The organism is Pseudoduganella sp. SL102, assembly GCF_027856995.1.
GTDB classification, from domain to species: domain Bacteria; phylum Pseudomonadota; class Gammaproteobacteria; order Burkholderiales; family Burkholderiaceae_D; genus Rugamonas; species Rugamonas albidiflava.
The window spans coordinates 981,183-1,007,638 of the sequence record NZ_CP115554.1 but is presented as its reverse complement, the minus strand read 5'-3'; the positions used below and the strand labels follow the sequence as shown (position 1 = coordinate 1,007,638).

Genomic DNA, 26,456 nt, shown 5'->3' with positions numbered 1-26,456 from the left:
ACAAAACCGCCCAGGAAATCCGGGGCGGTTTCGATCTTACCAGTTTGCAGGGGATTAACCCTGCACGATGGTCATCAAGCGCTGATGGCGATGCTCGATACAGGACGCGTAATACAGGACGCGTAATACAGGACGCCCGATGAGGAACCTCAGGCGACCTGCTGGATACCGCCCAGCAGCCAGCCGGCATCGCCGTTGACCGGCTTGACCAGGTTCCACACTTCGTTCAGCGGTTCGGGCAGCGCATCCGGGGCCGGCTTGACGCGGCCGGAGAACTGCACCGAGGCAACATACTCGGTCCCGGTGTTTTCAATGCCCAGCAGTTCGGCTTCGATTTCCACCACGTCCGTGTAGTCGGCCTTGCCGTTGCGTTCCTGGATCTGCATGCGCAGTTCGGCAAACACTTCCGGCGTCGTGAATTCACGGATATCGTTCACGTCGCTCTTGTCCCAGGCGGCCTGCAGGCGGATGAAATTGCTCTTGGCATGGCGCAGGAACGCGGCCTGGTCGAAGTCGGCCGGCACGCCCCATTGCTGGTGCGGCGCCTGTGCCGGGGCTGCCTTGTTCAGGTCGAAACCGGACGGCTGCAGGCGCGAACCGATTTCCGGCGTGGCCGAGCCACCCTGCGGTGCCGGGTTGCCGAAGCCGCCATTGCCGCCGCCGAAACCGCCGGCGTAGGCGCTGGCCGGCTGAGGACGGTTACCCTGCGACTTGCCCTTGATCAGGCGCCAGATGAAGAAGATGGCCGCGGCGATCAGCGCGAACGTGAGGATCGTGCCGATGGCGCTGGCCAGCGCGCCGCCGATGCCCAGGTGCGACAGCAGCGCGCCCAGGCCCAGGCCCAGCAGTGCGCCGCCGAGGATGCCCTTCCACATGCTCGGCTTCTTGGCCGGCATGGCCGGCGCCGGCGTGGCCTGGTTGGCGGGACGCGCCGCGTTCTGTTGCTGCGGCGTGGCCGGCTGCGCCTGGCGTGGCGCCATGTTCTTCACGCTCTGCGACTGGCGGCCGAACGATTTGCCGCCGCCCATCGGGCGCGCGGCGAGCTCCGCCGTCATGGAAATGGCGGCCAGCGCGAGGGTGGCGCCAACCAGGAGTTTTTTCAGTTTCATGGCTTTGTCCTAGAGTTGATTACAGTTTGATGCCGGTATGTAAAGCGGCCACACCTGCCGTCAGGTTGTAATACTGGACCCGCTCCAGTCCTGCCGCCTGCATCATCGTCTTCAGCGTTTCCTGGTCGGGGTGCATGCGGATCGATTCGGCAAGGTAACGGTAGCTTTCCGAATCGTTGGCGATGCGCTTGCCCAGCCATGGCAACACCGAGAACGAATACAGGTCATACGGTTTTTGCAGCGCTTCCGCGACTTTCGAGAATTCCAGCACCAGCAGCTTGCCGCCGGGCTTGAGCACGCGGCGCATTTCCGCCAGCGCCTGGTCCTTGTGCGTCATGTTGCGCAAGCCGAAGGCCACACTGACACGGTCGAAATAATTGTCGGGAAACGGCAGCTTTTCCGCATCACACAACAAGGTGGGGGTGACGAGACCCTTGTTCAAGAGCCGGTCGCGGCCCACGCGCAGCATCGATTCGTTGATATCGGTAAGCCAGACTTCGCCAGTCGGCCCTGCCTGCTTCGCGAAGGCCTTGGCCAGGTCGCCCGTACCGCCGGCAATGTCCAGCACCTTCATGCCCGGGCGCACGCCCGCGTTGGCAATGGTGAACGTCTTCCAGATGCGGTGCAGGCCGCCGGACATCAGGTCGTTCATCACATCGTACTTGGCGGCGACGGAATGGAAGACCTTGGCGACTTCCTTTACTTTCTCATCCTCGTTGACGGTCTTGTAGCCGAAATGGGTGGTGTTGGTCATTTGCGTAGGTGCGGTGAGTGCAGTGGACAGTACGGTGGACAAGTACAGTGGACAATACAGCGGGACGGGTTGATTTCCCGGCATTATACAAGCGTCATCCAGGAGGCAGCGCCCGGGGGCCGCCCGGCGCTCCGTCGTAGTGGGAAAGTGCGGATCCGCAGCCATCGGCCAGGCCAATACACGGTGCTTCATCGCCATACACCTTGACGAATATGCAATTTCCACCAGTTTTTCAAAAATCTGTCAACCAGCTTCGGCAAGGCTGCGTTAAGTGAGCAAGCCGGTCTTTCCGACACGGCATCTGTCTACTGATACGGAGGAAGACAATGGAGCTTCAACATCAACTCCCCAAGGATATTTATTTTCCGGAGATCGATGAGGCGACCCGCCAGATGATCGACGCAACGGATGCGCAGGCGCGCCGCGCCCAGGGTGGCAAGCCGCCTGCACCGATGGCGTTCAATGCCGAGGCGATCCGTACCTTGCCGCCGGCCGCCCGTGCCGCGTTCCGTTATATCTGGGAACGCGAACAGCGCCGCTACGAGGAATACGTGCAGCGCCGCCGCGCCGGCGCGGTCAACTGATCCGGTTTCACATGGCGCCGCACCGCGGCGCAGCAGGACACCTGCCGTACCGCGCTCTGCCGTGCCCTTACCTCTTCTGCTGCAGCCCCAGGTGGCTGCGCAGCGTGGTGCCTTCGTAGCGGCTGCGGAACAAGCCCCGCCGTTGCAATTCCGGCACGACCAGGCCGAGCACGTCATCCAGCCCGCCCGGCAAGGTCGGCGGCATCAGGTTGAAGCCGTCCGCCGCGCCACCTTCGAACCACGCCTGCATCTGGTCCGCCACCTGTTCCACCGTGCCGATCACGGTGAAATGGCCGCGGCCGCCGGCGATGCGTTCATACAGTTGCCGGATCGATAAATTTTCGCCTTGCGCGATCGCAGTGAGCAGTTGCTGGCGGCTGCGCTGGCCGTCCTGCGTGACCGGCAAGTCCGGCAGCGGACCGTCGAGCGGATAGCCCGACAGGTCGAAGTTGCCGATCATGCGCCCCAGCAGTGCGAGGCCCGCCTTGGGCTCGATCAGACCCTGCAGCAGGCCGAACTTGTCCTGCGCCTCCTGCTCCGATGCGCCGACGACGGCAAAGATTCCCGGCATGATGCGCAGGCTGTCCGACGCACGGCCGTGCCGCTCGACCCTTCCCTTCATGTCACGGTAAAACGCCTGCGCATCGGCCAGCGTCGCCTGTGCCGTGAACACCACGTCGGCCGTGGCGGCGGCCAGTTCGCGGCCCGTTGCCGAACTGCCGGCCTGCACCACCACCGGCTTGCCCTGCGGGCTGGGTGGCACGTTGAGCGGTCCGGACACGGCAAAGTGCTCGCCGCGGTAATCCAGCCGGCGGATCTTCGCCGAGTCGAGCAGCCGGCCGCCCGCCTTGTCGTTGACGAACGCCCCCTCTTCCCAACCCTGCCACAGGCCGTCGACCACGTCATGGAATTCGCGGGCCCGGGCATAGCGCGCGGCATGGTCGACATGGCGTTCGCGGCCGAAGTTCGCGGCTTCCGCGGCATTGTCGGAGGTGACCAGGTTCCAGCCCGCGCGGCCGTTCGAGATACTGTCGAGCGAGGCGAACTGGCGCGCCACCGTGTACGGCTCGTTGTAGGTGGTGGTGGCCGTGGCGACAAGGCCGATGCGGCTGGTGACGGCGGCCAGCGCCGACAGCAGCGTGATCGGCTCGACCGACGGCGCCCCCGTCAACGCCACGCTGTCGGCCAGGAAGATAGCGTCCAGGCAGGCCCGTTCGGCGCGCTGCACGGCGTCGCGATAGACCTCGAACGGCGGCGACACGAGATCGGTATCGGGATGCCGCCACGCCGCCACATGGTGGCCGTGGCGCATCAGGAAAGCCGTCAGGCTCAGTTGCTTGCGCGCGGCCATCAGAACTCCTTGCGCGCGGTGACGCCGACATAGCGGCGGTCGTCACGCGGTACCACGCGGTGCACGGTGCCGGTACCGGTGACGAGGTTGGTCGCATACGACTTGTCGGCCAGGTTCTTGCCGACCAGGGCGATGCGCCAGCCGGCCGCCGGCTGGGCCAGTTCGATCGCCGCGTTGACGATGCCGTAGCCCGGCTGGATCGCGTCCGGCGACTGGAACAGGTCGAACTGCGTGCGGCTCTGGTAGCTGTAGTCGAGGTTCAGGTTGATCTCGTGGCTGCTGGCCAGCGGCACCCGGTACGCGCCGCGCACGAAGCCCTTGAAGCGCGGCGCGAACGGCAGCGTCTTGCCATCCAGGTTGCACGACGCGGCGGCGTTCGCCGGGCAGTTGAACGCATCCACCTGCGCATCGGTCCAGGCGAATGCACCAGTGAAGGTCAGCCGCGCCGTGGGGCGCGCCGTCACGTCCAGCTCCACGCCGCGCGTGGATACGTCGCCCGCGTTGACGAGGCGCGTGACGACCGCGCCGGCCACCGTGTCATAGAAATTGGCCTGGTAGTTGGCGTAGCCGGTGTGGAACAGCGCCAGGTTGGCCGTGAGCCGGCGGTTGAACGCGGCGGCCTTGACGCCCAGTTCAAAGGAGCTCGATGTCTCCGGTGCCAGCGCCAGCGTATCGCGCGGCAGCATGTTGAAGAACACGTTGTAGGCCGGGCCCTTGTAGCCGCGCGACCAGGTGCCGTAGGCCGTCACCGCCGGCGAGAAATCGTGCTGCAGGCCGAGGCGCCCCGACCAGCCGCTGGAGGCCGTGTCGCCAGCGCTCCGTGTACCAGGCTGCACGCCCGGGAAGGCGCTGTTCTGAGTCGACGTGCGTACGTGGTCATACGCGAGTTCATCGCGCGTCCAGCGCGCACCGGCGATCGCGCGCCATGCCGGGCTGAAGTGGAAAGTGGCTTCGCCGAAGGCCGAATAGCTGTCGCTCTCGATGCCGTAGTCGGCACGGCCGTTATTGGTGGCCGCCGTGGCGCCGTTGCTGGTGGCGTTGGTGGTGACGATCCTTTGATAGGTTTCGCGGTCCTTGCCATGCAGGTAGAACAGCCCGGCCACGTAGTCGAACGCGCCCAGGGAAGCCAGCTCGATGCGTGGCGACGCGATGCGCAGTTCCTGCGATGCCTGCGTGAACGCCAGCGTGCCGATGTCGCGCGTGGCCGGATAAGCGCCCGTGATGCGCGCCACCTCGGCACTGTTGCCGATCGCCGAGGTGGTGGTGTGCTGCGTGTTGTCCCACGCGCGCCATGCCGTGATCGAGGTCAGCGTGTAGCCGTTGCGGCGCCAGTTCACCTGCGCCGAAAGACCCTTGTTGGTGTCGTCGATCGCGTGGGGCAGGTCGAAGCTGACCTGGCGGTTTTCGGCACTGGCGACGACCGGCAGCAGTGCCTGGGCAAACGGCGCGCTGGCCTGCTTGTATGCCACCACGGTGGGTGAGCTTTCCGATCTCAGGTAATCGGCGATCAGCGAGATATCGGTGTCCGCATCCGGCGTGATGTCGAGCCGGCCACGCACGCCACGGCGTTCGTGGCCGTTCACCCGGCCGCCGCCGGCATGCACGTTCTTCACATTGCCGTCGTAATCCGCATACGCCGCGTTGATCGATGCGCGCAGCACGCCCGGCTGCAAGGCGCCACTGACGCCGGCCCTTATACGCCTTTCATTGCCGGTGTATGCCGAGGCATCGACATAGCCGGCCAGCTGTTCGGACGGCGTGCGGCTGACGATGTTCAGCACGCCGGACGAAGCGTTCTTGCCGAACAGCGTGCCTTGCGGGCCGCGCAGCACTTCGATGCGGTCGATGTCCAGCAGGTCGATCGTGGCCTGGCCCGGGCGGGCGTACACGACGCCGTCGACCACGGTGGAGACCGTGGGTTCGACGCCCGGCGAGGTCGATATGGTACCGATGCCACGGACGAACAGGGTCGAGTCCTTGTTGCCGCCCTGCTGGCGGAACGCGGCGCTGGGAATCTCCTGCACCACCTTGTCGATGCTGGTGCGGTTGGCCAGCTCCAGCTGCTCGCCGCTGACCACCGATACCGCGAGCGGTACCGATTGCAGCGATGCCGTGCGGCGCGTTGCCGTCACGGTGACCGAGGCCACCACCGCTTCGCCTTGCGCGGCCGGCTCCGGTGCCGGCGTTGGCTCCGGAGCCGTTTCCGCAGCAGCGGCAAGCCGCGCGCCGAGCAGCAATCCGGCGGCCACGCCGAGGTGTATGTTCCGATGCCTGTTCGTTTGTTGCTGACTGCGTTGCTGCCGTTTCATGAGATCCCCAATATGCGAAAAACCATTCTGCACCTGCGGAAAACCAGCTTGGTGCCCGATGCGAAGACTGCTAGACTTTTTTGTATGGTACCGATACCGTCGCAGTGTCGGCGAAGGCAAAAATGAAGTCAAAGAATCAAATGGAGCATCGATATGTCGTTTGAGAATATGCCTGGGCAAGCCAGGAAACGCCGTGGTTCCGGGCGCGCCACGATCCATGACGTCGCCAAGCTGGCCGGCGTCGGCTCGATCACGGTATCGCGCTACCTGAAGAAGAACGGCTATGTCTCGGAGGAGCTGGGGGCGCGGATCGATGCCGCGGTCGCCCAGTTGAACTATGTGCCGAACCTGGCCGCGGGCGGCCTGTCATCGGCCCACAACAGGGTGGTGGGCATGGTGGTGCCGAACATCTCGGGACCGATCTTCGCCAGCACCATCCAGGGCTTCAACGACACGCTGACCCGCCACGGCTACCAGCTGCTGCTGGCCTCGAGCTACTTCTCGGCCGAGCAGGAAGAAAACGCGGTGCGCGCCTTCCTCGGCTGGTCGCCGGCGGCGCTGGCCGTGGTGGGCCGTTTCCACTCGCGCGGCACCGAGGCGCTGCTGGCGGCGGCCGGCATTCCTGTCGTCGAGACATGGGATTACGCGCCGCGCCGCAAGCCGATCCAGGTGGGCTATTCGAACCGCGAGGTGGGCGTGCAGGCGGCGCGCCATCTGCTGGCGAAAGGCTACCGCCGCATCGCCTTCGTGCAGAACAGCGTGGCGGGCGACCTGTCGGCACTGGACCGCCGCGATGGCTATGCGGCCACGCTGGAGGAGCATGGCCTGGAGCCGTGGACCTATGCGCCGACGGAGGAAGCGCCGTTCGACGCGGGGCGCCAGGCGCTGGAAGCACTGACACGCAGCCGCCGAGGGGAACGCAAGGCGGCGGACGCGATCATCTTCGCCAACGACAACCTGGCGGCCGGCGCCCTGCTGGCATCGCAGCGCGCGGGCCTGCAGGTGCCCCGGCGCTGCGCGCTGATGGGCTTCGGCGACTACGCGTTCTCGCCGCTGCTGCTGCCCAGCCTGACGACGATCCGGCCGCCCGGCCGCGAGATCGGCGAGATCGCCGCCCAGCGCATCCTGCAGGCACTGGGCGAACTGCCGGCGGAGCCGAAGCCGGCCCGCCTGAACCTGCTCGAATGCGCATTGATCGAACGTGAAAGCACCTGAACTGAAACAAGGAGAAACGATGAAGAAGTTGTTGACCGCGCTGCTGGCCGTGCTGCTGCTTGCCGCGCTGCCGGCACGGGCCGAGACGATCCGGATCGGCTTCCAGAAAGGCGGCGGCCTGCTGGCGATGCTGAAGCGCCAGGGCGCCGTCGAGAAGGCATTCGCGCCGGCCGGCACCACGGTGAAGTGGATCGAATGCCCCGCCGGGCCGCAAATGCTCGAGGCGCTGAACGCGGGCAGCATCGATTTCGGCACCACGGGTGCGCCGCCGCCGATCTTCGCGCAGGCCGCCGGCATCGACGTCGTCTACGTGGGTGCCGAGCCGCCGCCGGTGACCAGCGAGGCGATCATCGTCAAGCCCGGATCGCCGATCCGCACGGTGGCGCAACTGAAAGGCAAGCGCATCGCCTTCGCCAGGGGCTCCGGCTCGCACCTGCTGCTGGTGGCAGCGCTGGACAAGGCCGGGCTGACGATCCGCGACGTGAAGCCGGTCTTCCTCGGCCCTTCCGAAGCGCGTGCCGCGTTCGATGGCGGCAGCGTCGATGCCTGGGTGGTGTGGGATCCGTATCTCGCGGCGGCACAGAAAGCCTATGGCGCGCGCGTGGTGGCCGACTACACGGGCCTGTTGCAGGCCAACGGCTTTTATCTGGCCTCGCGCGCCTTCGTGAAACGCGCACCCCAGGCGGTGGCCACGTTGCTGGAGCAGATCGCCCTGGCCGGCAAATGGGCTACTACGCACCAGCAGGAAATGGTGGCGCTGGTGGCGCCCCAGGTGGGCGTGGCGCCGGATGTCATCGCCACGTGGCTGGGGCGGCAGAAAGCGGGCGTGGTGCCGGTGGATGCTTCGATCGTGGCCAACCAGCAGAAGGTGGCCGACCTGTTCTACCGCGAAAAGCTGATTCCGCGGACGGTGACGATCGCCACGCAGGCGTGGACCTGGCAGCGCCGGTAAGGGGCGCTGCTGGAATCATGAAGGCGGCACAGGAACATAAAGGCAGCGCGGCCGGCGCATGCATCAAGAAGGCAGCGCGGCCGGCGCTGCAGGCTTAGAACTCTTCCCACTCGTCCGCAGCGGGGGCCTTGGCGGGCGGCTTCTGCGCACGCTGCTGCGGCGCCTTCGCGGCGGCGGGTGCGCGTGGCAAGGCGACCGCCGGCTTTACGGGTGCCGGTTTCCGTGCCGCGGCATGGGCAGGTGCCGGCGCCGATGCAGGAACATGAGCCTGCGCGGCATCGCCCGACAGCTTGAAGGCGCTGACGGCGCCCAGCAGGTTTTCCGTCTCGTGCTGCATGGCCTGCGTGGCGGCGGCCGCTTCCTCCACCAGCGCCGCATTGCGCTGCGTGACTTCATCCATCTGCGTGATCGACTGGTTCACTTGCGCGATGCCGTTGCTCTGCTCGCGGCTGGCTTCGGCGATATCGACGACGATGCCGGTCACGCGCTGGACGCTGGTCACCATCTCGTTCATTGCCTGCGCCGCCTGGTTCGCCAGCATGCTGCCGGAGCCCACCTTGTCGACGGAATCGTCGATCAGCGCCTTGATCTCCCTGGCCGCCGTGGCGCTGCGCTGGGCCAGCGTGCGCACTTCGGAAGCCACCACCGCGAAGCCGCGGCCCTGCTCGCCGGCGCGGGCCGCTTCCACGGCGGCGTTCAGCGCCAGGATATTGGTCTGGAAGGCGATGCTGTCGATCACGCCGATGATGTCGACCACCTTGCGCGACGAGGCATCGATCGCCGCCATCGTTTCCGCCATCTGGCCCATGACGGTACCGCCCGCGGCGGCCTTCGTGGAAGTCGCTTCGACCAGCTCGCGGGCCTGCATCGTGTTGTCGGCGGTGCTCTTCACGGTGCTCGTCAGCTCTTCCATCGTGGCGGCGGTTTCTTCCAGCGCGCTGGCCTGGCTTTCGGTACGCGACGACAGGTCCTGGTTGCCCATGGCGACCTCGCTGGCGGCCGTACCGATCGCCTGCGCGCCGCTGCGCACGTTCGACACCATCTCGATCAGGCTTTGCTGCATTGTCGCGATACCGCGCATGAGGCGGTCGATCTCGTTGTTGCCTTGCGCATCGACGCGGGCGGTCAGGTCGCCATGCGCCACGCCATCGAGCAGCTCGACGGCACGCTCGAGCGGTGCGATGACGAGGTTGCGCAGGAAGATGTGCATGGCGACCACCAGCGCCAGCGCGCCGGCCAGGCCGAGCGCCACCAGCCACAGCACCAGGCGGTACTCGCCATCGCGTTCCTTCATCAGCGCTTCGCCGCGTTCGGTGTTCTCTTTCTGGAATTTTTCCAGCAGCTTGGAAATTTCGGCGCCGCGCGGCGTCAGGTCACGGCTGTTGATCGTGGCGAAGCCGGCGACGTCGTTGCCCTTCAGCGCGGCGATGCCCGCGTCGAGCGTATCGAGCATGCGTGCCGATGCCGCGACGAGGTCGTTGCGCAGTTGCACATCGGTCCCTTCGGATGGCGGCGCGGCGACGAAGTCGGCCAGGGCCTTGCGGGTACGGACCAGGTAATTCGTGGCATTGCCGAGGGCGCTGCCATTGCCCTCGACCTGGCCGCCGTCGCGCGCTTCCGAGTACGCACGGTTCAGGCTCGAGCGTACCCGCGTGGCATCCTTGTAGATGTCATTGATCGCCTGCGTTTCCAGGGCGATATCCTGCACCAGCGACAATGCGCTGTTGGAACGGTTGATCATGAACACGCCAAGCGCCGCGCCGATCGCGATCATCACGGTAAACAGGCACAGCGCAGCCATCAGGCTGAAGCGGACGGTAAGTTTGGGCATGAAGTCTTCCTGGGAATGCGGAACGGTCAGAGAACACTATTCTCATGCCGCACATTGGTGCGCACAATATCGCACCGCTGCAATCCATCAAAAAGTAGCCGCACAGCAACAAAATATTGTCAGAACGATCTGCTTCGACAGCATTCCCATGCAACGTTGACATGCTCGGGACAACTGCCGAGCTGGTTGCAAAACAACGCGGGAACACGTTGGGGACAGTCCCCTCCGGAGGGACAGTCCCCAAGTTTCTTACAACAGCTTGCCGGTGCGGAAGGCGCAGGCAGGGATGAGTCAGTGGCGGCGGCAGCAGGAAAAAAACTTGGGGACAGTCCCCTCCGGAGGGACAGTCCCCAAGTTTTTTACAACAGCTTGCTGGCGAGAACGCCGCCGGCGGGATGGGTCAGTGCCGGTGGCCGCAGCCGTGGTGGGAAGGGGCAGCCGTGCCGTGGAGGACGGCACCGGGTTCGCGGCCGGTATCGCCGAAGAAGCCGGCGGCGTGCAGGCGGCCGATGTAGTCGTGCCAGCGCGCGTCTAGGTTGGCGCCCAGGTCATACAGGTACTGCCAGGTGTACAGGCCGGACGCATGGCCGTCCGTGAAGATCGGCTTCAGCGCATACTGGCCGACCGGTTCCAGATCGGTGATGCCGACATCGCGCTTGCCGACCTGCAGCGTTTCCTGGCCGGGGCCGTGGCCCTGCACTTCGGCCGATGGCGAATACACGCGCAGCAGCTCGAAGGGGATGTTGAACGACGCGCCATCGTCGAAGGCGATTTCCAGGGTGCGCGACTTGTTGTGCAGGGTAATAGCGGTAGGGTTGGCCATGGTGGATCAGCTCAGGTCAGTTCAGTTGTTCGATGCAGCATGCGGGATGCGTCAAACCTCGGCGTCGGCATCATGCGCCATGCGCTCGCGGATGGTGGCGTGCAGCTCGGGCAGCAACGCGGTGCGCACGGCCAGCGCGGCAGCGGCGGGATCGCGCTGGCGCACGCCCCAGGTGGGATTCGGGAAGTGCGCATCGTCCGCATAGCGGGGGATGACGTGCCAATGCACGTGCGGGGTCATGTTGCCGAAGCTGGCCACGTTGACCTTGTGCGGCGCGAGCACGTCGCGCAGCGCCGCTTCCACGGCCCACACGGCGCGCATCACGCGATCGCGCTCGGAAGGAGACAGGTCGGTCATCTCCTTCACGTGCGCATGCCACACCACGCGCGTGAAGCCGGGGTAGCCCGGCTCGTCGACGGCGACGACGGCCAGCGCGTCATCCTGCCAGATGACGGCGCCGGCCGGCGGTGCCGCCAGCAGGTTGCACAGGTCGCAGGCTGCCGCTCCCATGCTTACACCAGCACGCGTTCGATACCGCCGTCGTTGGCGCGGTTCACGTAGTCGGGCATCCAGTTCTCGCCCAGCAGGTGGCGGGCGATTTCCACGACGATGTAGTCGGCGGTGGTGCCCGAATCCTCGTTGAAGCGCGACAGGCCCTGGAAGCAGGCCGGGCAGCTCGTGAGGATCTTCACGTCGCCGTCGAAGCCATCGGCGCGCAGCTTGTCCGCGCCCTTGACCATCTCCTCTTCCTTGCGGAAGCGCACCTGGGTGGAGATGTCCGGCCGCGCCACGGCCAGCGTGCCCGATTCGCCGCAGCAGCGGTCGTTCTTCTCGATCTTCACCGAATCGTGCGTTTGCACGAGGGCATTCACGGTCTTCATCGGGTCCTGCAGCTTCATCGGCGTATGGCAGGGGTCGTGGTACATGTAGCGGGTACCGGTCACGCCTTCCAGCTTGACGCCCTTCTCCAGCAGGTATTCATGGATGTCCATGATGCGGCAGCCAGGGAAGATCTTCTCGAACTCGTACGTGGCCAGCTGGTCATAGCAGGTGCCGCACGAGACCAGCACGGTCTTGATGTCCAGGTAGTTCAGCGTATTGGCCATGCGGTGGAAGAGGACACGGTTATCCGTCATCATCTTCTCGGCCTTGTCGTAGTCGCCCGCGCCACGCTGCGGATAGCCGCAGCACAGGTAGCCCGGCGGCAGCACCGTCTGCACGCCCACCTCCCACAGCATGGCCTGGGTGGCCAGGCCCACCTGCGAGAACAGCCGCTCCGAACCGCAACCCGGGAAGTAGAACACCGCTTCCGTGTTGGCGTTGGTCTTCTTCGGATCGCGGATGATCGGGATCATCTTGTTGTCTTCGATATCCAGCAGCGCGCGCGCGGTCTTCTTCGGCAGGTTGCCCGGCATCTTCTTGTTGACGAAGTGGATGATCTGCTCGCGGATCGGCGGCTTGCCCGTGGTCGGCGGCGGTGCCTTGGTCTGCTGGCGCGCCACCTTCTTGAACACCTCGTTGCCCAGGCGCTGGGCCTTGGCGCCGACGCCGACGATCGCCTGGCGCGCCGCGTTGACGGTGCCCGCGTCGGTCGCGTTCAGGAAGAACATCGTCGCCGCCTTGGTCGGGTTGAACGAGCGCTTGTCCATCTTGCGCAGCAGGTTGCGCATGTTCATCGACACGTCGCCGAAGTCGATGTTCACCGGGCATGGCGTTTCGCACTTGTGGCACACGGTGCAATGGTCGGCCACGTCCTCGAACTCTTCCCAGTGGCGGATCGAGATGCCGCGGCGGGTCTGTTCCTCGTACAGGAAAGCCTCGATCAGCGACGACGTCGCCAGGATCTTGTCGCGCGGCGAATACAGCAGGTTCGCACGGGGAATGTGCGTGTTGCAGACCGGCTTGCACTTGCCGCAACGCAGGCAGTCCTTGATGCTGTTGGCGATCTCGCCGATATCGCTTTGCTGCATGATCAGCGATTCGTGGCCCATCAGGCCGAACGACGGCGTGTACGCGTTGCGCAGGTCCGCATCCATGCCGGGCAGGTTCAGCAGCTTGCCCTTGTTGAAGCGGCCTTCCGGGTCGACGCGCAGCTTGTAGTCGCGGAATTCGCCGATTTCATCCTCGGTGAGGAATTCCAGCTTGGTGATGCCGATGCCGTGTTCGCCCGAGATCACGCCGTTCAGCGAACGCGCCAGCGTCATGATGCGGGCCACGGCCTTGTGCGCGTCCTGCAGCATCTCGTAATGGTCCGAGTTCACCGGCAGGTTGGTGTGCACGTTGCCGTCGCCGGCGTGCATGTGCAGCGCCACGAACACGCGGCCACGCAGGATCCTCTTGTGGATCGCCTGCGCCTCGTCGAGGATCGGCTTGTAGGCGGCGCCGTTGAAGATCTGGCGCAGCACGGCGCGGATTTCCTGCTTCCAGCTGATGCGCACGGTGCGGTCCTGCACCACGTCGAACAGCGTGGCGGCCGGCTGGCGCTGCAGGCGCTCCTCGAACGCGCCGCTCAGTTCCTGCAGGCCGAGCTGGTACAGCTCGAGCCGCGCCGATTCCAGCGGCTTGTCCAGGTTGGCCAGGATGAAGGTCCAGCGTTCCTGCACCTGGTCGAGCAGCGCCAGCGCCTGCTGCGGGCGGTCGCCCAGCATTTCGGCGTCGCCCACGCCATCCTCGGACGCGTCGTCGCTCTTGCCGATCGCCAGGTTGCCCGCTTCGAAGTATTCGCGCAGCGCGGTGGCCAGCTGCAGCTTGTTCTTGATCGACAGCTCGACGTTGATGCGCTCGATGCCGTCCGTGTATTCGCCCATCCGGTTCAGCGGGATGACGACGTCCTCGTTGATCTTGAACGCGTTGGTGTGCTTGGCGATCGCCGCCGTGCGGGCGCGGTCGAGCCAGAACTTCTTGCGCGCTTCCGGGCTGACGGCGACGAAGCCTTCGCCGACGCGGGTATTGGCCAGGCGAACGACTTCCGACGCGGCCAGCGCCACGGCGTCTTCATTGTCGCCGACGATGTCGCCGAACAGGGCCATCTTCGGCAGCACGCCGCGCTTCGACTTGGTGGCATAGCCGACGGCGCGCAGGTAGCGCTCGTCGAGGTGCTCCAGGCCGGCCAGGCGCAGCGTGGCGAACTGCTCGCCCTTGGCCGGCAGGCCATCCAGGTAATCCTTGATCTCGACGATCGAAGGAATCGCATCGCGCGCCTGGCCGAAGAACTCCAGGCAGACGGTACGCGTGAACTTCGGCATCTTGTGCAGGATCCAGCGCCCCGACGTGATCAGGCCGTCGCAGCCTTCCTTCTGGATGCCCGGCAGGCCGGCCAGGAACTTGTCCGTCACGTCCTTGCCGAGGCCTTCCTTGCGGAACTTGCGGCCGGCGATTTCCAGGATCTCGGTCTTGAACGGCGCGCCTTTCGCTTCGCCCTTCGCGTTCGGGTGCGTCCACTCCAGCTTGAAACGGGCCAGCGGCGTGTCGTGGATCTTCGACAGGTTATGGTCCAGGCGCGTGACGTCGAGCCAGTCGCCGTTCGGGTCGACCATGCGCCACGAGGCCAGGTTGTCCAGCGCGGTGCCCCACAGCACGGCCTTCTTGCCGCCCGCGTTCATCGCGATATTGCCGCCGATGCAGGAAGCGTGCGCCGAGGTGGGATCGACCGCGAACACGAAACCGGCCTTTTCCGCCGCGACCGACACCTGGTTCGTGATCACGCCCGCCTCGGTGTAGATGGTAGCGTAATCGCGATCGAGGCCAGGAAGCACCTTCATTTCCACCGGGTCGATGCGCAGCAGTTTTTCCGTGTTGATCACGGCCGACATCGGCGTCAGCGGGATGGCGCCGCCGGTGTAGCCGGTGCCGCCGCCGCGCGGGATGATCGTCAGGCCCAGCTCGATACAGCCTTTCACGAGGCCGGCCATTTCCTCTTCGGCATCCGGCGTGAGCACGACGAACGGATATTCAACGCGCCAGTCGGTGGCGTCGGTCACGTGCGAGACGCGCTTCATGCCGTCGAAGCAGATGTTGTGCTTGGCGGTGTAGCGGCCCAGCACCTTGACCGCGCGCTTGCGCAGGTCGTACATGACGCGGAATTCGTCGCCGAAATCGGCCACGGCCTTGCTGGCGGCGGCCAGCAGTTTTTCCACGCTGGTGGCGCGCTTCGCGGCGGCTTCGCCCGATTCCCCGGCATCGATGGCCATGCGCCGCTTGTCCACCTCGGACAGGCGGTGGTGCAGCGCGTCGATCAGCGCCTGGCGGCGCTTCGGGTTGTCCAGCAGGTCGTCCTGCAGGTACGGATTGCGGCGAACCACCCAGATATCGCCCAGTACCTCGTACAGCATGCGCGCGGAACGGCCGGTCTGGCGGGCACTGCGCAGCTCGTCCAGCAGCTGCCACGATTCCTCGCCCAGCAGGCGAATGACGATCTCGCGGTCGGAGAACGATGTGTAGTTGTAGGGGATTTCACGGACGCGGGTCGGCGCGTGGCCGTCCGGCGATTCTGCGAGCAATACCTGGAGTTGTGCTGGTGCGTTCATGTGTGCGGGGGGATACAGAAGACGCTGGAGATGGTCACTAAGGGGTCCATTTTAGCTTATTGCGGCGCACCACGCCCCAACACCCCTATTTTTTGCCGGGTTACGTGAACGTCAAGTGACAGAATAATATTTGGCCAGCTGCGTTGATCGTCAAAATCCATGCAGCTTTGGCGTGCGAAAATGCCAAAAAAGTGCGCCGATTCCGGTCGAGCAAAATAAAGTGCAGCGTTTTCAGCCGCCCAGCATGTGGACCAGCGAACGCCAGAAACCATCGGGAATGTACAACAGCGCCGCCGTCATCGTCAGGTAGCGGGCGAACTTGCCGATCGCCATGTAGCCGACGGCGGGCCAGAACGGCAACTTCAGCCATCCGCCCAGCGTGCACAGCGGATCGCCGATGGCGGGCACCCACGATAGCAGCATCGTCTTGGCGCCGTAGTGCGACAGCCAGGCGAACCAGCGGCTCTCGCGCTCTTTCGCGAACGCCGCCTTGGCGTAATACCCCATCCAGTAATCGACGATGCCGCCCAGCGTGTTGCCGCAGGTGGCCACGAGGATCGCGGGCCAGAACAGTTCGGGATTGGCCTTGCAGACAGCGAAGACGGCCGGTTCGGAGCCGAGGGGGACGAGGGTCGCGGAAACAAAGGAGATGATGAAAACCGACGTCAACCCCACTTCCGGCGCGGCCAGGAAGGCCAGCAGCCAGGCAATGGCATTTTCAATCATGCATTTTCAGTCATGCGGGTGGCGCATGCGGGTTGGCTCATGCTGTTGGCTCATGCTGGTTCATGTTGTTGACTCTTGCAAATTCGCTCATGCAGATTCGGACATGCCGGCCATCTCGACCAGGCACGGTGAAGATTTGGCGGGTAGCGCAAGCTTCCCATTATAATGATCCGACACCTGTCAACCCCGCACGAATGAGCAGGCGCGCACCATCCCCGCGCACCCCTGCCCTCCTTCGCGCACTGCTCGCGCATTTCCCTGGCTACCGCCAACCGGGTCTTGAGCGATTCGCATCCGCCATCCGCCTGGATTCAACTGTTTGCCGACCATGACTACCGACTACCTGAAGAAGATCCTCACCGCGCGCGTCTACGACGTCGCCCACGAAACGCCGCTGGAACTGGCGCCGAACCTGTCCCAGCGCTGCCAGAACCGCATTTACTTCAAGCGCGAGGATATCCAGGACGTATTCAGCTTCAAGATTCGCGGCGCCTACAACAAGATGGCGCACCTGTCGGAAACCCAGCTCAAGCGCGGCGTGATCTGCGCTTCCGCCGGCAACCACGCGCAAGGCGTGGCCCTGTCGGCCGCGCGCATGGGCTGCCGCGCCGTGATCGTGATGCCCACCACCACGCCGCTGCTGAAGGTGGACTCGGTCAAGGCGCGCGGCGGCGACAACGTGGAAGTGGTGCTGCACGGCGAGTCCTATACCGATGCCTACCAGTACGCGCTCACGCTGGAGAAGGAACAGAAGCTGACGTTCGTGCACCCGTTCGACGATCCGGACGTGATTGCCGGCCAGGGCACCATCGGCATGGAAATCCTGCGCCAGCACTCCGGCCCGATCCATGCGGTCTTCATCGCGATCGGCGGCGGCGGCCTGATCTCCGGCGTGGCCGCGTACATCAAGCAGATCCGCCCCGACATCAAGATCATCGGCGTGGAAACGATGGATGCCGATGCGATGGCGCGCAGCCTCAAGGCCGGTGAACGCGTGACCCTGCCGGACGTGGGCCTGTTCGCGGACGGCACCGCGGTGCGCCTGGTCGGCGAGGAAACCTTCCGGCTCGCGCAGCTGTACGTGGACGATGTGATCATCGTCGATACGGATGCGATCTGCGCCGCGATCAAGGATGTGTTCACGGATACCCGTTCGATCCTGGAACCGTCCGGCGCGCTGGCCGTGGCCGGTGCCAAGGCGTATATCGAGCGCGCCGAGCTGACCAAGAATCCGATCCGGAATGAAACGCTGATCACGGTCACCTCCGGCGCGAACATGAACTTCGACCGGCTGCGCTTCGTGGCCGAGCGCGCCGAGCTGGGCGAGTTCCGCGAAGCCGTGTTCGCCGTGACAATGGCCGAACAGCGCGGCAGCTTCAAGCGCTTCTGCGAACTGATCGGCCCGCGCAACGTCACGGAATTCAACTACCGGATCAGCGACCAGGACCAGGCCCATGTGTTCGTCGGCATCCAGATCGCCGACCGCGGCGAATCGAGCGCGCTGGCACGGCGCTTCGAGGAGCACGATTTCCGCACGCTGGACCTGACGCACGACGAACTGGCCAAGTCCCACCTGCGCCACCTGGTCGGCGGCAAGAGCACGCTGGCGCGGGATGAGTTGCTGTACCGCTTTGAATTCCCCGAGCGCCCGGGCGCGCTGATGCGCTTCCTGGACAGCATGGCGCCGAACTGGAACATCTCGCTGTGCCATTACCGCTCGCAGGGCGGCGACGTGGGCCGCATCCTGATCGGCCTGCAGGTGCCGTCGGAAGAAATGGATGAATTCGCAAAGTTCCTCGCTACCCTCGGCTACCGGTACTGGGACGAAACGCAGAACCCGGTCTACAAGCTGTTCCTGTAAACAGGGACGAACAGCGGTGTCGGCCTGGTGTCGGACACCAACGGCTCAAGCGCTGCCTCGAGGGCCAATTCTCCTCACCTGAGCGGCATCGGGGTCCGTCCTTGATGTTGGGTGGCTGAAAAACGGTGACAGGCACCAATTTCCGGGAAATGTTTCCAGAGATGGAGCCTGCCACCGAACCTGACCGGGCCTGTTGCCGGTACCCGTTTTACGCTACCATGGCAGGCTGTCCCGTTCCAGAAGGCCCGCCATGTCGAACTCCCCCGAACATTCTCCCCTCGGCAAGAACTCCGCTTACCGCACCGATTACGCGCCGGAACTGCTGTTTCCGATCCCGCGCATCGGCAAGCGTGACGAGCTCGGCCTGACAGGCACGCTGCCGTTCTTCGGTGTCGACATCTGGAACGCCTATGAACTGTCGTGGCTGAACATGCGCGGCAAGCCGCAGGTGGCGGTGGCGCGGATCACGGTGCCGGCCGATTCGCCGAACATCATCGAGTCGAAATCGTTCAAGCTGTACCTGAATTCGTTCAACCAGACCCGGCTGGGCGGCCCGGAGGCGCTGCGCGACCTGCTGCAGCAGGACCTGTCCGCCGCCACCGGCGCGAACGTGCACGTGGTGCTGACGATGCAGGAGGATTTCGGCAAGCTGCAGATGGGCGAGCTGGAGGGCCTGCTGCTGGACCGCCTGGATATCGAGGTGGACAACTACTCGCCGCAGCCATCGATCCTGACGGCCAACTTCGAGGAATTGCCGGTCGAGGAAGTGCTGGTCTCGCACCTGCTCAAGTCGAATTGCCTGGTGACCGGACAGCCCGACTGGGGCAGCGTGCAGATCAGCTATTCCGGCCCGCAGATCGACCAGGAAAGCCTGTTGAAATACCTGATCGGCTTTCGCGAGCACAACGAGTTCCATGAACAGTGCGTGGAGCGGATCTTCGTCGACATCCTGCGCGAGTGCCAGCCTGCGCATCTGACCGTGTATGCGCGGTACACGCGCCGTGGCGGCCTCGACATCAATCCCTGGCGCAGCAACTTCACCAAGGGCGGCCGGCCATCGAATTTACGCAACGCAAGACAATAATTGAGACAGCGCAAAGCATCCATATTGAGAGTATGCTCAGCTTCAGGATGCTCGCGGCACGTTCACCGGAAACGCGCAATAATCGGTGAATGCGGATTCATGCGAGTGAAATGTCGGCGCTCGACATTGTTTTGACGTGGAAATAGCGCCACGCGCATTGCTTGCTATTCCAGATACTTTTCAATGCGTGCATGGCAAGCTGGCCGGTAACGAGGCGCCGTTGCCGGACCGAGCAATTTCGGGTTACACGGCGGACAAACAGGCCTATAATTCTGCTCGCCAGCCACCTTTGTGCGCCGCACCAATTACGTCGCGTTATGAACAACCTGAGTAAAATCCTTTCGCCCGAGAACGTTCAGCTAGACCTGGAAGTTTCCAGCAAGAAGCGCGCTTTCGAGCAAGCAGGCTTGATTTTCGAGAACAACTGCGGGATTGCCCGCTCGACCGTTTCGGACAACCTGTTTGCCCGCGAACGGCTGGGTTCTACCGGCCTCGGCCATGGCGTGGCCGTGCCGCACGGCAGGGTCAAGGGCGCGAAGAGCCTGAAGTCCCCGCTGGCGGCCTTTGTGCGGCTGGCCGAACCGATTCCCTTCGAGTCGCCGGATGGCAAGCCCGTGAACCTGCTGTTCTTCCTGCTGATCCCCGATCATGTGACCCAGCAGCACCTGGAAATCCTGTCCGAGATCGCTGAAATGTTTTCGGACGACGGGTTCCGTCAAGCGCTCTCCACCGATCCCGATCCCCAGTCCGTGCATCGCCGCATCGTGAACTGGCAGCCCAGCTTGCAGGCCGCCGGCTGAACGGGCCGCGGCCTCTTCCCCAATAAAAAAAGCCCATGCTGCAAAATCCCCTGACGATTCAACGCCTGTACGACGACAATCGGGAAACTTTGCAACTGGGCTGGTTCGCCGGCTTTCCCGGCGGCGAACGCACGATCTCCGGCGACGCCGCCTCGGCCGCCGACCAGGTGGGCCACCTGAACACGATCCACCCGGGCCGCATCCAGGTGTTCGGCCACCAGGAAATCAACTATTACCACCGGCTGAAGGCGCTCACGCGCGCCCATGTCATCGGCGAGCTGATCGCCGGCGGGCCGCCCGCGCTGATCGTGGCGCAAGGGCTGGAAACGCCGCCGGACATCCTGGCGATCTGCGACGAAAAGAACATCCCGCTGTTTTCCACGCCGCTGCCGGCCGCCCAGGTGATCGACTTCCTGCGCGTGTACCTGTCGAAGAAGCTGGCGCAACGCATCATCATGCACGGCGTATTCATGGACGTGCTCGGCGTAGGCGTGCTGATCACCGGCGATTCCGGCCTGGGCAAGAGCGAGCTGGGCCTGGAACTGATTTCCCGCAGCCATGGCCTGGTGGCGGACGATGCCGTCGAATTCTCCCGCATCGCACCGAACATGATCGAGGGCCGCTGCCCGCCCCTGCTGCAGAACCTGCTCGAAGTACGCGGGCTGGGCTTGCTGGACATCAAGGCGATCTTCGGCGAGACGGCGGTGCGCCGCAAGATGCGCCTGAAGCTGATCGTCCACCTGGTGCGCCGCTCGGCCCTCGAGGAAGAAGTCGAGCGCCTGCCCTTCCAGTTCCCCACCGAGGACGTGCTGGGCCTGCCGATCCGCAAGGTCGTGATCCCGGTTGCCGCCGGCCGCAACATCGCGGTGCTGCTGGAAGCGGCCGTACGCAACACCATCCTGCAATTGCGCGGCATCGATACGCTGCAGGAGTTCATGGAGCGGCAGCGTCAAGCAATGAGCGGCGACTGAGGTCGCCGCTCATTGCAGTGCTGCCAAGGAGTGCTGCCTTGCAAGGCAGCACCGTTTCGCAGCACCGAGCAGGCTCGGTGAATTCCTGCTCCACCAACGGCAGGCAATGAGCGGGGACTGAAGTCCCCTTCATTGCAACGTTGCCAGGGAGTGCACGCTTGCAAGCGTGCACCGTTCCGCAGGCACAGAGCAGTGCTCTGCGAAACCCCTGCTCCACCAGCGTCAAGCAATGAGCGGCGACTGAGGTCGCCGCTCATTGCAGTGCTGCCAAGGAGTGCTGCCTTGCAAGGCAGCACCGTTTCGCAGCACCGAGCAGGCTCGGTGAATTCCTGCTCCACCAACGGCAGGCAATGAGCGGGGACTGAAGTCCCCTTCATTGCAACGTTGCCAGGGAGTGCACGCTTGCAAGCGTGCACCGTTCCGCAGGCACAGAGCAGTGCTCTGCGAAACCCCTGCTCCACCAGCGGCAGGCAATGAGCGGCGACTGAGGTCGCCACTCATTGCAGTGCTGCCAAGGAGTGCTGCCTTGCAAGGCAGCACCGTTCCGCAGCACCGGGCAGGCTCGGTGAAGCTGTGGCCATGCATGGCCACAGCGTTCCGCAGGCACAGAGCAGTGCTCTGCGAAACCCCTGCTCCACTCCTGCTCCACTGTCGCTGGCGCCACGCTGGGCCGTGAGCCGGTAAGATCGGGCCTCGCAGTCCTGGTACTCCTCCATGCCGACCTTCCAGTGGTTCCTCCTGATCGGCTGCCTGATGCTGGCGCGCGGATTGTGGGGAACGCCGATCGCTCATCTCCCTTTCACGTCCGCGATGATCTACCTCGCCGTTGGCCTGGTGGTGGGGCCGCTCGGCCTGGGCATCCTGTCCTTCGATCCGCTCGCGGAAGCGCCGCTGCTCGAAGTCCTGACGGAAGTGGCCGTGCTGATCTCGCTGTTCTCGGCAGGCATCAAGATGCCCGTCCCCGTGACGATCCCGCGCTGGCTGCCGTCGATTCGCCTGGCCTGGCTGGCGATGGCGATATCGGTCTTGCTGATGACCCTGTTCGCGTATTACGTGCTGGACTTGCCGCTCGGCGCCGGCATTTTGCTCGGTGCGATACTGGCGCCCACCGATCCGGTGCTGGCGAGCGACGTGCAGCTGCGCCATGCCGGCGACAAGGATCCGGTGCGCTTTGCGCTCAGCTCCGAGGCCGGCATGAACGATGGCAGCGCCTTCCCGTTCGTGATGCTGGGGCTGGGCCTGCTCGGCTTGCATGACCTGGGACCGCATGGCCTGCACTGGCTTGGCATGGAGCTGCTGTGGGGCACCATCGGCGGCATCGCGATCGGTTGCGCGTGCGGGTCCGGCCTCGCGCGGCTGAGCCATGCGTTGCGCCGCTACCGGCCGCAGCACGAAGTGCTGGATGACCTGATGGGCCTGGGCCTGATCGCCGTGTCATATGGATTGACCGTCTCGGTGCAGGCATGGGGCTTCCTTGCCGTGTTCGCGGCCGGCGTGGCACTGCGCCAGACCGAGCTGACGCTGGCGGCGCGCTGCGGCAAGGCGATCATCACCGAAAATGGCGTCGAACCCGTGCAGGACACCATTTCCGCCAATTCGCTGCTGTTCAAGGAACACCTTGAGCGGCTGTCGGAACTGACCCTGGTCCTGCTGCTGGGCGGTGCCGCCGTGTACTGGCTCGACGACTGGCGCGGCTGGGCCACCGCGCTGTTCCTGTTCGCGGTGGCGCGCCCCGCCAGCGTGCTGCTCACACTCGGCCGTGGCAGCACGCGGACACGCGTCATCATCGCCTGGTTCGGCGTGCGCGGCATCGGCTCGCTGTATTACCTGATGTATGCGATCACCCATGGCTTGCCGGAGCCGCTGGCGCGCAGCCTGATCAGCATTACGGTCGCTGTCATCATGCTGTCGATCGTTGTCCACGGTACCAGCGTGACGCCGCTGCTCGATCGTTTCTGGCGGCGCTGAGACCGTCCGTCCCCCTGCCGTTTTAAGGTATCATGCGCCCATGCGCATCGTCCTCATTACCGGCATTTCCGGCTCGGGCAAATCGGTGGCCCTGAACGTCCTCGAAGACACCGGCTATTACTGTGTAGATAACCTGCCGCCAGCCCTGCTGGCAAACCTCGTTGCCACGCTGGCCGAGGATGGCACCGCGGCGCTGGCCGTGGCCGTCGACGCCCGCAGCGCGGCCTCGCTCTCCAGCCTGCCGGGCGACGTGCGCAAGCTGCGCGAACTGGGGCACGACGTGAAGATCATGTTCCTCACGGCGAGCACCCATTCGCTGGTGGCCCGCTTCTCGGAAACCCGCCGCAGCCACCCGCTGTCGCACGAACTCCATCCGGGCAAGAATCCGGCCGCGCGCCGCACGCTGATCGAATGCATCGGCGAGGAGCGCGAGCGCCTGTCCGCGATCGAGCAGCTGGGCCACGTGATCGACACGTCGGAAATTTCCGCCAACAAGCTGCGCGCCTGGATCAAGGAGCTGGTCGAAAGCGAGAATGCGCCGCTGACACTGTTCTTCGAATCGTTCGCCTTCAAGGTGGGCGTGCCGCAGGACGCGGACTTCGTATTCGACGTGCGCGCGATTCCCAACCCGTATTACGACCTGTCGCTGCGCCCGCTGAACGGCCGCGACGCGCCCGTGATCGCCTTCCTCGATGCACAGCCGAGCGCCGAGGAAATGTTCGGCGACATCCGCGGGTTCATCGAAAAATGGCTGCCCGCATTCAAGACGGACAACCGCAGCTACCTGACGGTGGCCATCGGCTGCACCGGCGGCCAGCACCGCTCCGTCTACATGGCCGAGCGCCTTGCACGGCATTTCAATGCGAGCGAGCGTGTGGTGCTGCGGCATCGCGAACAGCATTAGGCGATGCGAAGGAGTGTGCGCTTGCAAGCGCACACCGCTACACAGGCGCGGAATACATTCCGCGAATTCCCTGTTTCGCCATCGCGAGCAACACTAAGTCAGGCGATGCGAAGGAGTGTGCGCTTGCAAGCGCACACCGCTACACAGGCGCGGAATACATTCCGCGAATTCCCTGTTTCGCCATCGCGAGCAACACTAAGTCAGGCGATGCGAAGGAGTGTGCGCTTGCAAGCGCACACCGCTACACAGGCGCGGAATACATTCCGCGAATTCCCTGTTTCGCCATCGCGAGCAACACTAAGTCAGGCGATGCGAAGGAGTGTGCGCTTGCAAGCGCACACCGCTACACAGGCGCGGAATACATTCCGCGAATTCCCTGTTTCGCCATCGCGAGCAACACTAAGTCAGGCGATGCGAAGGAGTGTGCGCTTGCAAGCGCACACCGCTACACAGGCGCGGAATACATTCCGCGAATTCCCTGTTTCGCCACCGAGAACAGCACTAAGTCAGGCGACCCGAAGGAGTGTGCGCTTGCAGGCGCACACAAAAACAATCACCGCATATACGGCGCCACGTTCCCCGCGATCCGCTTGAATTCCGCCTCCGATAGCGGCAGTTGCCGGAACGCGGCCCAGCTTTCGCGCGGCCGCAGGTTCTTGCCGGCGGCCGCATCCGAGCCGAACAGGATCCGCTCGGTGCCGATCTGCCGGATGCGCTTCGCCAGCTGTTCCCGCTGGGGCGGGGTGATCTCCGGATTGGTCATCGTGGCAGCGTCGAACCACAGGCGTTTCGTGCGGGGATCGCGCGCTGCCACGGCGTCGGCCAGCACGCCCAGCGCTTCATCGGACGGCGGATCGCCGTAGCCGGGGCCGGTACCGGCCAGGTGCGCGACCTGCACCGTCACGTCCGGCGCGGCAGGCAACAGCTGCTCGAGGAAAATGCGCGCCTGCGCGGCGCCGTACGGACGGCGCTTGGAAATGGACGCCCGCATGTGCACGGCGATCGCCATTTTTTTCGCATTCGCCGCGGCGAATACCTGCCGCAGCCGCGCCACGTGTTCTGGCAACTCCAGCTGCACGTCCGAATTCCCGAAATGCAGTTTCAAGCCATGCTTCAGGTCGGGCAGCGCGGCGCAGCGCTCCAGTTCTTCCAGCGCATAGTCCTTCAGCGGGTTGATGCTGCAGAAAGCCAGCAGCCGGCCAGGATACAGCGCGGCCTGGGCGCCATTGAAGTCGTTCTCGGCGCGCACCTTCGCAAGCTCGTCCTCGATCTTGCGCGCCGGGCTTCCCCATACATAGGCGACGGACAGCAGCACGGCACGCCGGATGCCGGCGGTATCGAGCAGCGCAACCAGATCCTTCGCCGTGATCACCGAAGGCCCGCCGGCGCCGGTATCGAGCAGCCGCGCCATCGCCGGGCTGAACAGGTGCTGGTGGTGGTCCACCAGCGGAGCGTCCGCCGGCGGCGCCACGGCCTGCGGTGCGGCAACCGGTGCATCATGGGCCCATGCGGGCAGCGCAAGCACAGTGGCGGCGGCGGCAGGCAAAGCAAGGAAATCACGGCGTTTCATGGCAGGCTCACAGGTGGCGCAACGGATGGGCCCATGCGGGCCATGCGGGCTCGAAGAAGCGGGCCACGGTGTCATCGCTTACCTCCTCGAGCGATGGCGGATTCCAGCGGGGCGCATGGTCCTTGTCGATCGCCAGCGCACGCACGCCTTCGATGACTTCGCCATGTTCGAACGCACGGCGCACCAGGTTGCGCTCCATGCGCAGGCAATCGGCGATCCCCATCGTGGCGCCACGCCGCAGCATCTCGGCTGTCACGCACTGCATCAACGGGGAACGCCGCGCGATCGCGGCCAGTGCGTTCTGCGCGAACGGATGATCGTCGCGGCGCAGCGAAGCAACGATGCCGGCCACCGAGCGGTGCGCGAAATGGTCGTCGATCAGCGCACGGTGCGCCTGCAGCTCCGACGGCCCCGCCTCGCCGCGCAGCGGCCGGGCGAACATGGCGACCGCTTCGCGCAGCCCGGCACCCGCCGTGGAGCCGACCAGGTCGGCCAGCAGCGGCAGCTCGGCGGCAGGAACATAATGGTCGGCCAGCCCGCAGTACAGCGCATCGGCGGCGCCGATCGCCAGCGCCGTCAGCGCGAGATAAAGGCCCAGCTTGCCGGGCGCGCGCGACAGGAAATAACTGCCGCCCACGTCCGGGAACAGCCCGATGTTCACCTCGGGCATCGCCAGCCGGGTGCGGTCGGTTACCACGCGCACGCCGCATTGCGGGCCGCCCTGCGCAATGCCCATGCCGCCGCCCATCACCACGCCATCCATCATGGCCACGTACGGCTTCGGGAAGCAGTGCACCAGGTAGTTCAGCGCATATTCCTCGGTGAAGAAATCCTCGACCTGGGCGCTGCCGCCCTGCGGAGTGGCACGGCCGGCGGCATGGAAGAAGCGGATGTCGCCGCCGGCGCACAGCGCCTTGTCGGTGCTGCTGCGGATGACTACGGCCGCGATGTCATCGTCGTCGCGCCAGGCCAGCAACGCGCCGGTGATCGCCCGGATCATGTCGAGTGACAGCGAGTTCAATGTCCTGGGCCGGTCGAGCGTGATGAAGCCGGTGCCGTTACGCACCTTGGTATGGACGTGGTCGGTCATGGTGTCTCGCATCGTTGTCGTTATTGGC

Annotated in this window: 20 protein-coding genes; 9 read left to right on the top strand and 11 right to left on the bottom strand. The window is 64.9% G+C overall.

Translation table 11 applies throughout. From position 1 onward, the window contains the following. Window positions 1–149: 149 nt before the first annotated feature. The gene (locus OU994_RS04275) at window positions 150–1,109 is read right to left on the bottom strand and encodes a Tim44 domain-containing protein (RefSeq protein WP_281609752.1); all 960 of its coding nucleotides are present in this window, start codon (window positions 1,107–1,109) and stop codon (window positions 150–152) included. 19 nt (window positions 1,110–1,128) lie between these two features. Then, window positions 1,129–1,863 (bottom strand): bifunctional demethylmenaquinone methyltransferase/2-methoxy-6-polyprenyl-1,4-benzoquinol methylase UbiE, encoded by a 735-nt coding sequence (ubiE, locus tag OU994_RS04270; protein ID WP_281609751.1) that lies wholly within the window; start codon window positions 1,861–1,863, stop codon window positions 1,129–1,131. Between the two features lie 326 nt (window positions 1,864–2,189). On the opposite strand from ubiE, the gene OU994_RS04265 reads away from it, so the two are divergent. Then, entirely contained in the window at window positions 2,190–2,447 is a 258-nt protein-coding gene (locus OU994_RS04265) for a hypothetical protein (RefSeq protein ID WP_281609750.1), read from the top strand. 67 nt (window positions 2,448–2,514) lie between these two features. On the opposite strand, the gene OU994_RS04260 is transcribed toward OU994_RS04265, so the two are convergent. Together OU994_RS04260 and OU994_RS04255 are read right to left on the bottom strand one after the other, a co-directional pair. Beyond that, window positions 2,515–3,798, bottom strand: a complete 1,284-nt coding sequence (locus tag OU994_RS04260) for an LLM class flavin-dependent oxidoreductase (RefSeq protein ID WP_281609749.1) — start codon at window positions 3,796–3,798, stop codon at window positions 2,515–2,517. After that, a complete protein-coding gene (locus OU994_RS04255; protein WP_281609748.1) occupies window positions 3,798–6,047 on the bottom strand; it encodes a TonB-dependent receptor in 2,250 nt (749 codons plus the stop codon). The genes OU994_RS04260 and OU994_RS04255 overlap by 1 nt, the downstream gene beginning before the upstream one ends. A 213-nt stretch (window positions 6,048–6,260) precedes the next feature. Here OU994_RS04255 and OU994_RS04250 point away from each other — a divergent pair, with 213 nt between their 5' ends. Both OU994_RS04250 and OU994_RS04245 read left to right on the top strand, forming a co-directional pair. Then, the gene (locus OU994_RS04250) at window positions 6,261–7,322 is read left to right on the top strand and encodes a LacI family DNA-binding transcriptional regulator (RefSeq protein ID WP_281609747.1); all 1,062 of its coding nucleotides are present in this window, start codon (window positions 6,261–6,263) and stop codon (window positions 7,320–7,322) included. 19 nt (window positions 7,323–7,341) lie between these two features. Continuing rightward, window positions 7,342–8,274: a sulfonate ABC transporter substrate-binding protein gene (locus OU994_RS04245; protein WP_281609746.1), complete on the top strand. Its 933-nt coding sequence runs from the start codon at window positions 7,342–7,344 to the stop codon at window positions 8,272–8,274. A gap of 94 nt (window positions 8,275–8,368) precedes the next feature. Here OU994_RS04245 and OU994_RS04240 read toward each other — a convergent pair whose 3' ends face one another. The 5 genes from OU994_RS04240 to OU994_RS04220 form a co-directional block, all read right to left on the bottom strand. After that, complete coding sequence (locus OU994_RS04240; protein ID WP_281609745.1) at window positions 8,369–10,105, bottom strand: methyl-accepting chemotaxis protein; 1,737 nt, start codon at window positions 10,103–10,105, stop codon at window positions 8,369–8,371. A 400-nt stretch (window positions 10,106–10,505) separates the two neighbouring features. Further along, on the bottom strand, window positions 10,506–10,928 hold the full coding sequence (locus OU994_RS04235) for a gamma-butyrobetaine hydroxylase-like domain-containing protein (protein WP_131148012.1): 423 nt from the start codon (window positions 10,926–10,928) through the stop codon (window positions 10,506–10,508). A gap of 51 nt (window positions 10,929–10,979) precedes the next feature. After that, a complete protein-coding gene (locus OU994_RS04230) occupies window positions 10,980–11,438 on the bottom strand; it encodes an HIT family protein (protein ID WP_281609744.1) in 459 nt (152 codons plus the stop codon). Between the two features lie 2 nt (window positions 11,439–11,440). Then, complete coding sequence (locus OU994_RS04225) at window positions 11,441–15,454, bottom strand: FAD/FMN-binding oxidoreductase (protein ID WP_281609743.1); 4,014 nt, start codon at window positions 15,452–15,454, stop codon at window positions 11,441–11,443. A gap of 231 nt (window positions 15,455–15,685) precedes the next feature. After that, window positions 15,686–16,180, bottom strand: a complete 495-nt coding sequence (locus tag OU994_RS04220; protein ID WP_131148015.1) for a YqaA family protein — start codon at window positions 16,178–16,180, stop codon at window positions 15,686–15,688. 328 nt (window positions 16,181–16,508) lie between these two features. On the opposite strand from OU994_RS04220, the gene ilvA reads away from it, so the two are divergent. The 6 genes from ilvA (at window position 16,509) to rapZ (ending at window position 23,768) form a co-directional block, all read left to right on the top strand. Beyond that, window positions 16,509–18,041, top strand: coding sequence for a threonine ammonia-lyase, biosynthetic (gene ilvA, locus OU994_RS04215; protein WP_281611573.1), 1,533 nt, complete (start codon window positions 16,509–16,511; stop codon window positions 18,039–18,041). 250 nt (window positions 18,042–18,291) lie between these two features. Then, window positions 18,292–19,125, top strand: coding sequence for an NADPH-dependent 7-cyano-7-deazaguanine reductase QueF (gene queF, locus OU994_RS04210; RefSeq protein WP_281609742.1), 834 nt, complete (start codon window positions 18,292–18,294; stop codon window positions 19,123–19,125). Window positions 19,126–19,442: 317 nt separating this feature from the next. Then, the gene (locus OU994_RS04205; protein WP_131148017.1) at window positions 19,443–19,925 is read left to right on the top strand and encodes a PTS sugar transporter subunit IIA; all 483 of its coding nucleotides are present in this window, start codon (window positions 19,443–19,445) and stop codon (window positions 19,923–19,925) included. Window positions 19,926–19,960: 35 nt separating this feature from the next. Next, complete coding sequence (gene hprK / locus OU994_RS04200) at window positions 19,961–20,896, top strand: HPr(Ser) kinase/phosphatase (RefSeq protein ID WP_131148018.1); 936 nt, start codon at window positions 19,961–19,963, stop codon at window positions 20,894–20,896. Between the two features lie 714 nt (window positions 20,897–21,610). Next, on the top strand, window positions 21,611–22,864 hold the full coding sequence (locus tag OU994_RS04195) for a sodium:proton antiporter (protein WP_281609741.1): 1,254 nt from the start codon (window positions 21,611–21,613) through the stop codon (window positions 22,862–22,864). Between the two features lie 40 nt (window positions 22,865–22,904). After that, complete coding sequence (gene rapZ, locus OU994_RS04190) at window positions 22,905–23,768, top strand: RNase adapter RapZ (RefSeq protein ID WP_131148020.1); 864 nt, start codon at window positions 22,905–22,907, stop codon at window positions 23,766–23,768. A gap of 553 nt (window positions 23,769–24,321) precedes the next feature. Here the strand turns inward: rapZ and OU994_RS04185 are convergent. After that, window positions 24,322–25,338 (bottom strand): amidohydrolase family protein, encoded by a 1,017-nt coding sequence (locus OU994_RS04185; RefSeq protein ID WP_281609740.1) that lies wholly within the window; start codon window positions 25,336–25,338, stop codon window positions 24,322–24,324. A gap of 7 nt (window positions 25,339–25,345) precedes the next feature. Further along, entirely contained in the window at window positions 25,346–26,428 is a 1,083-nt protein-coding gene (locus tag OU994_RS04180; protein WP_281609739.1) for an enoyl-CoA hydratase/isomerase family protein, read from the bottom strand. Window positions 26,429–26,456 lie beyond the last annotated feature (28 nt).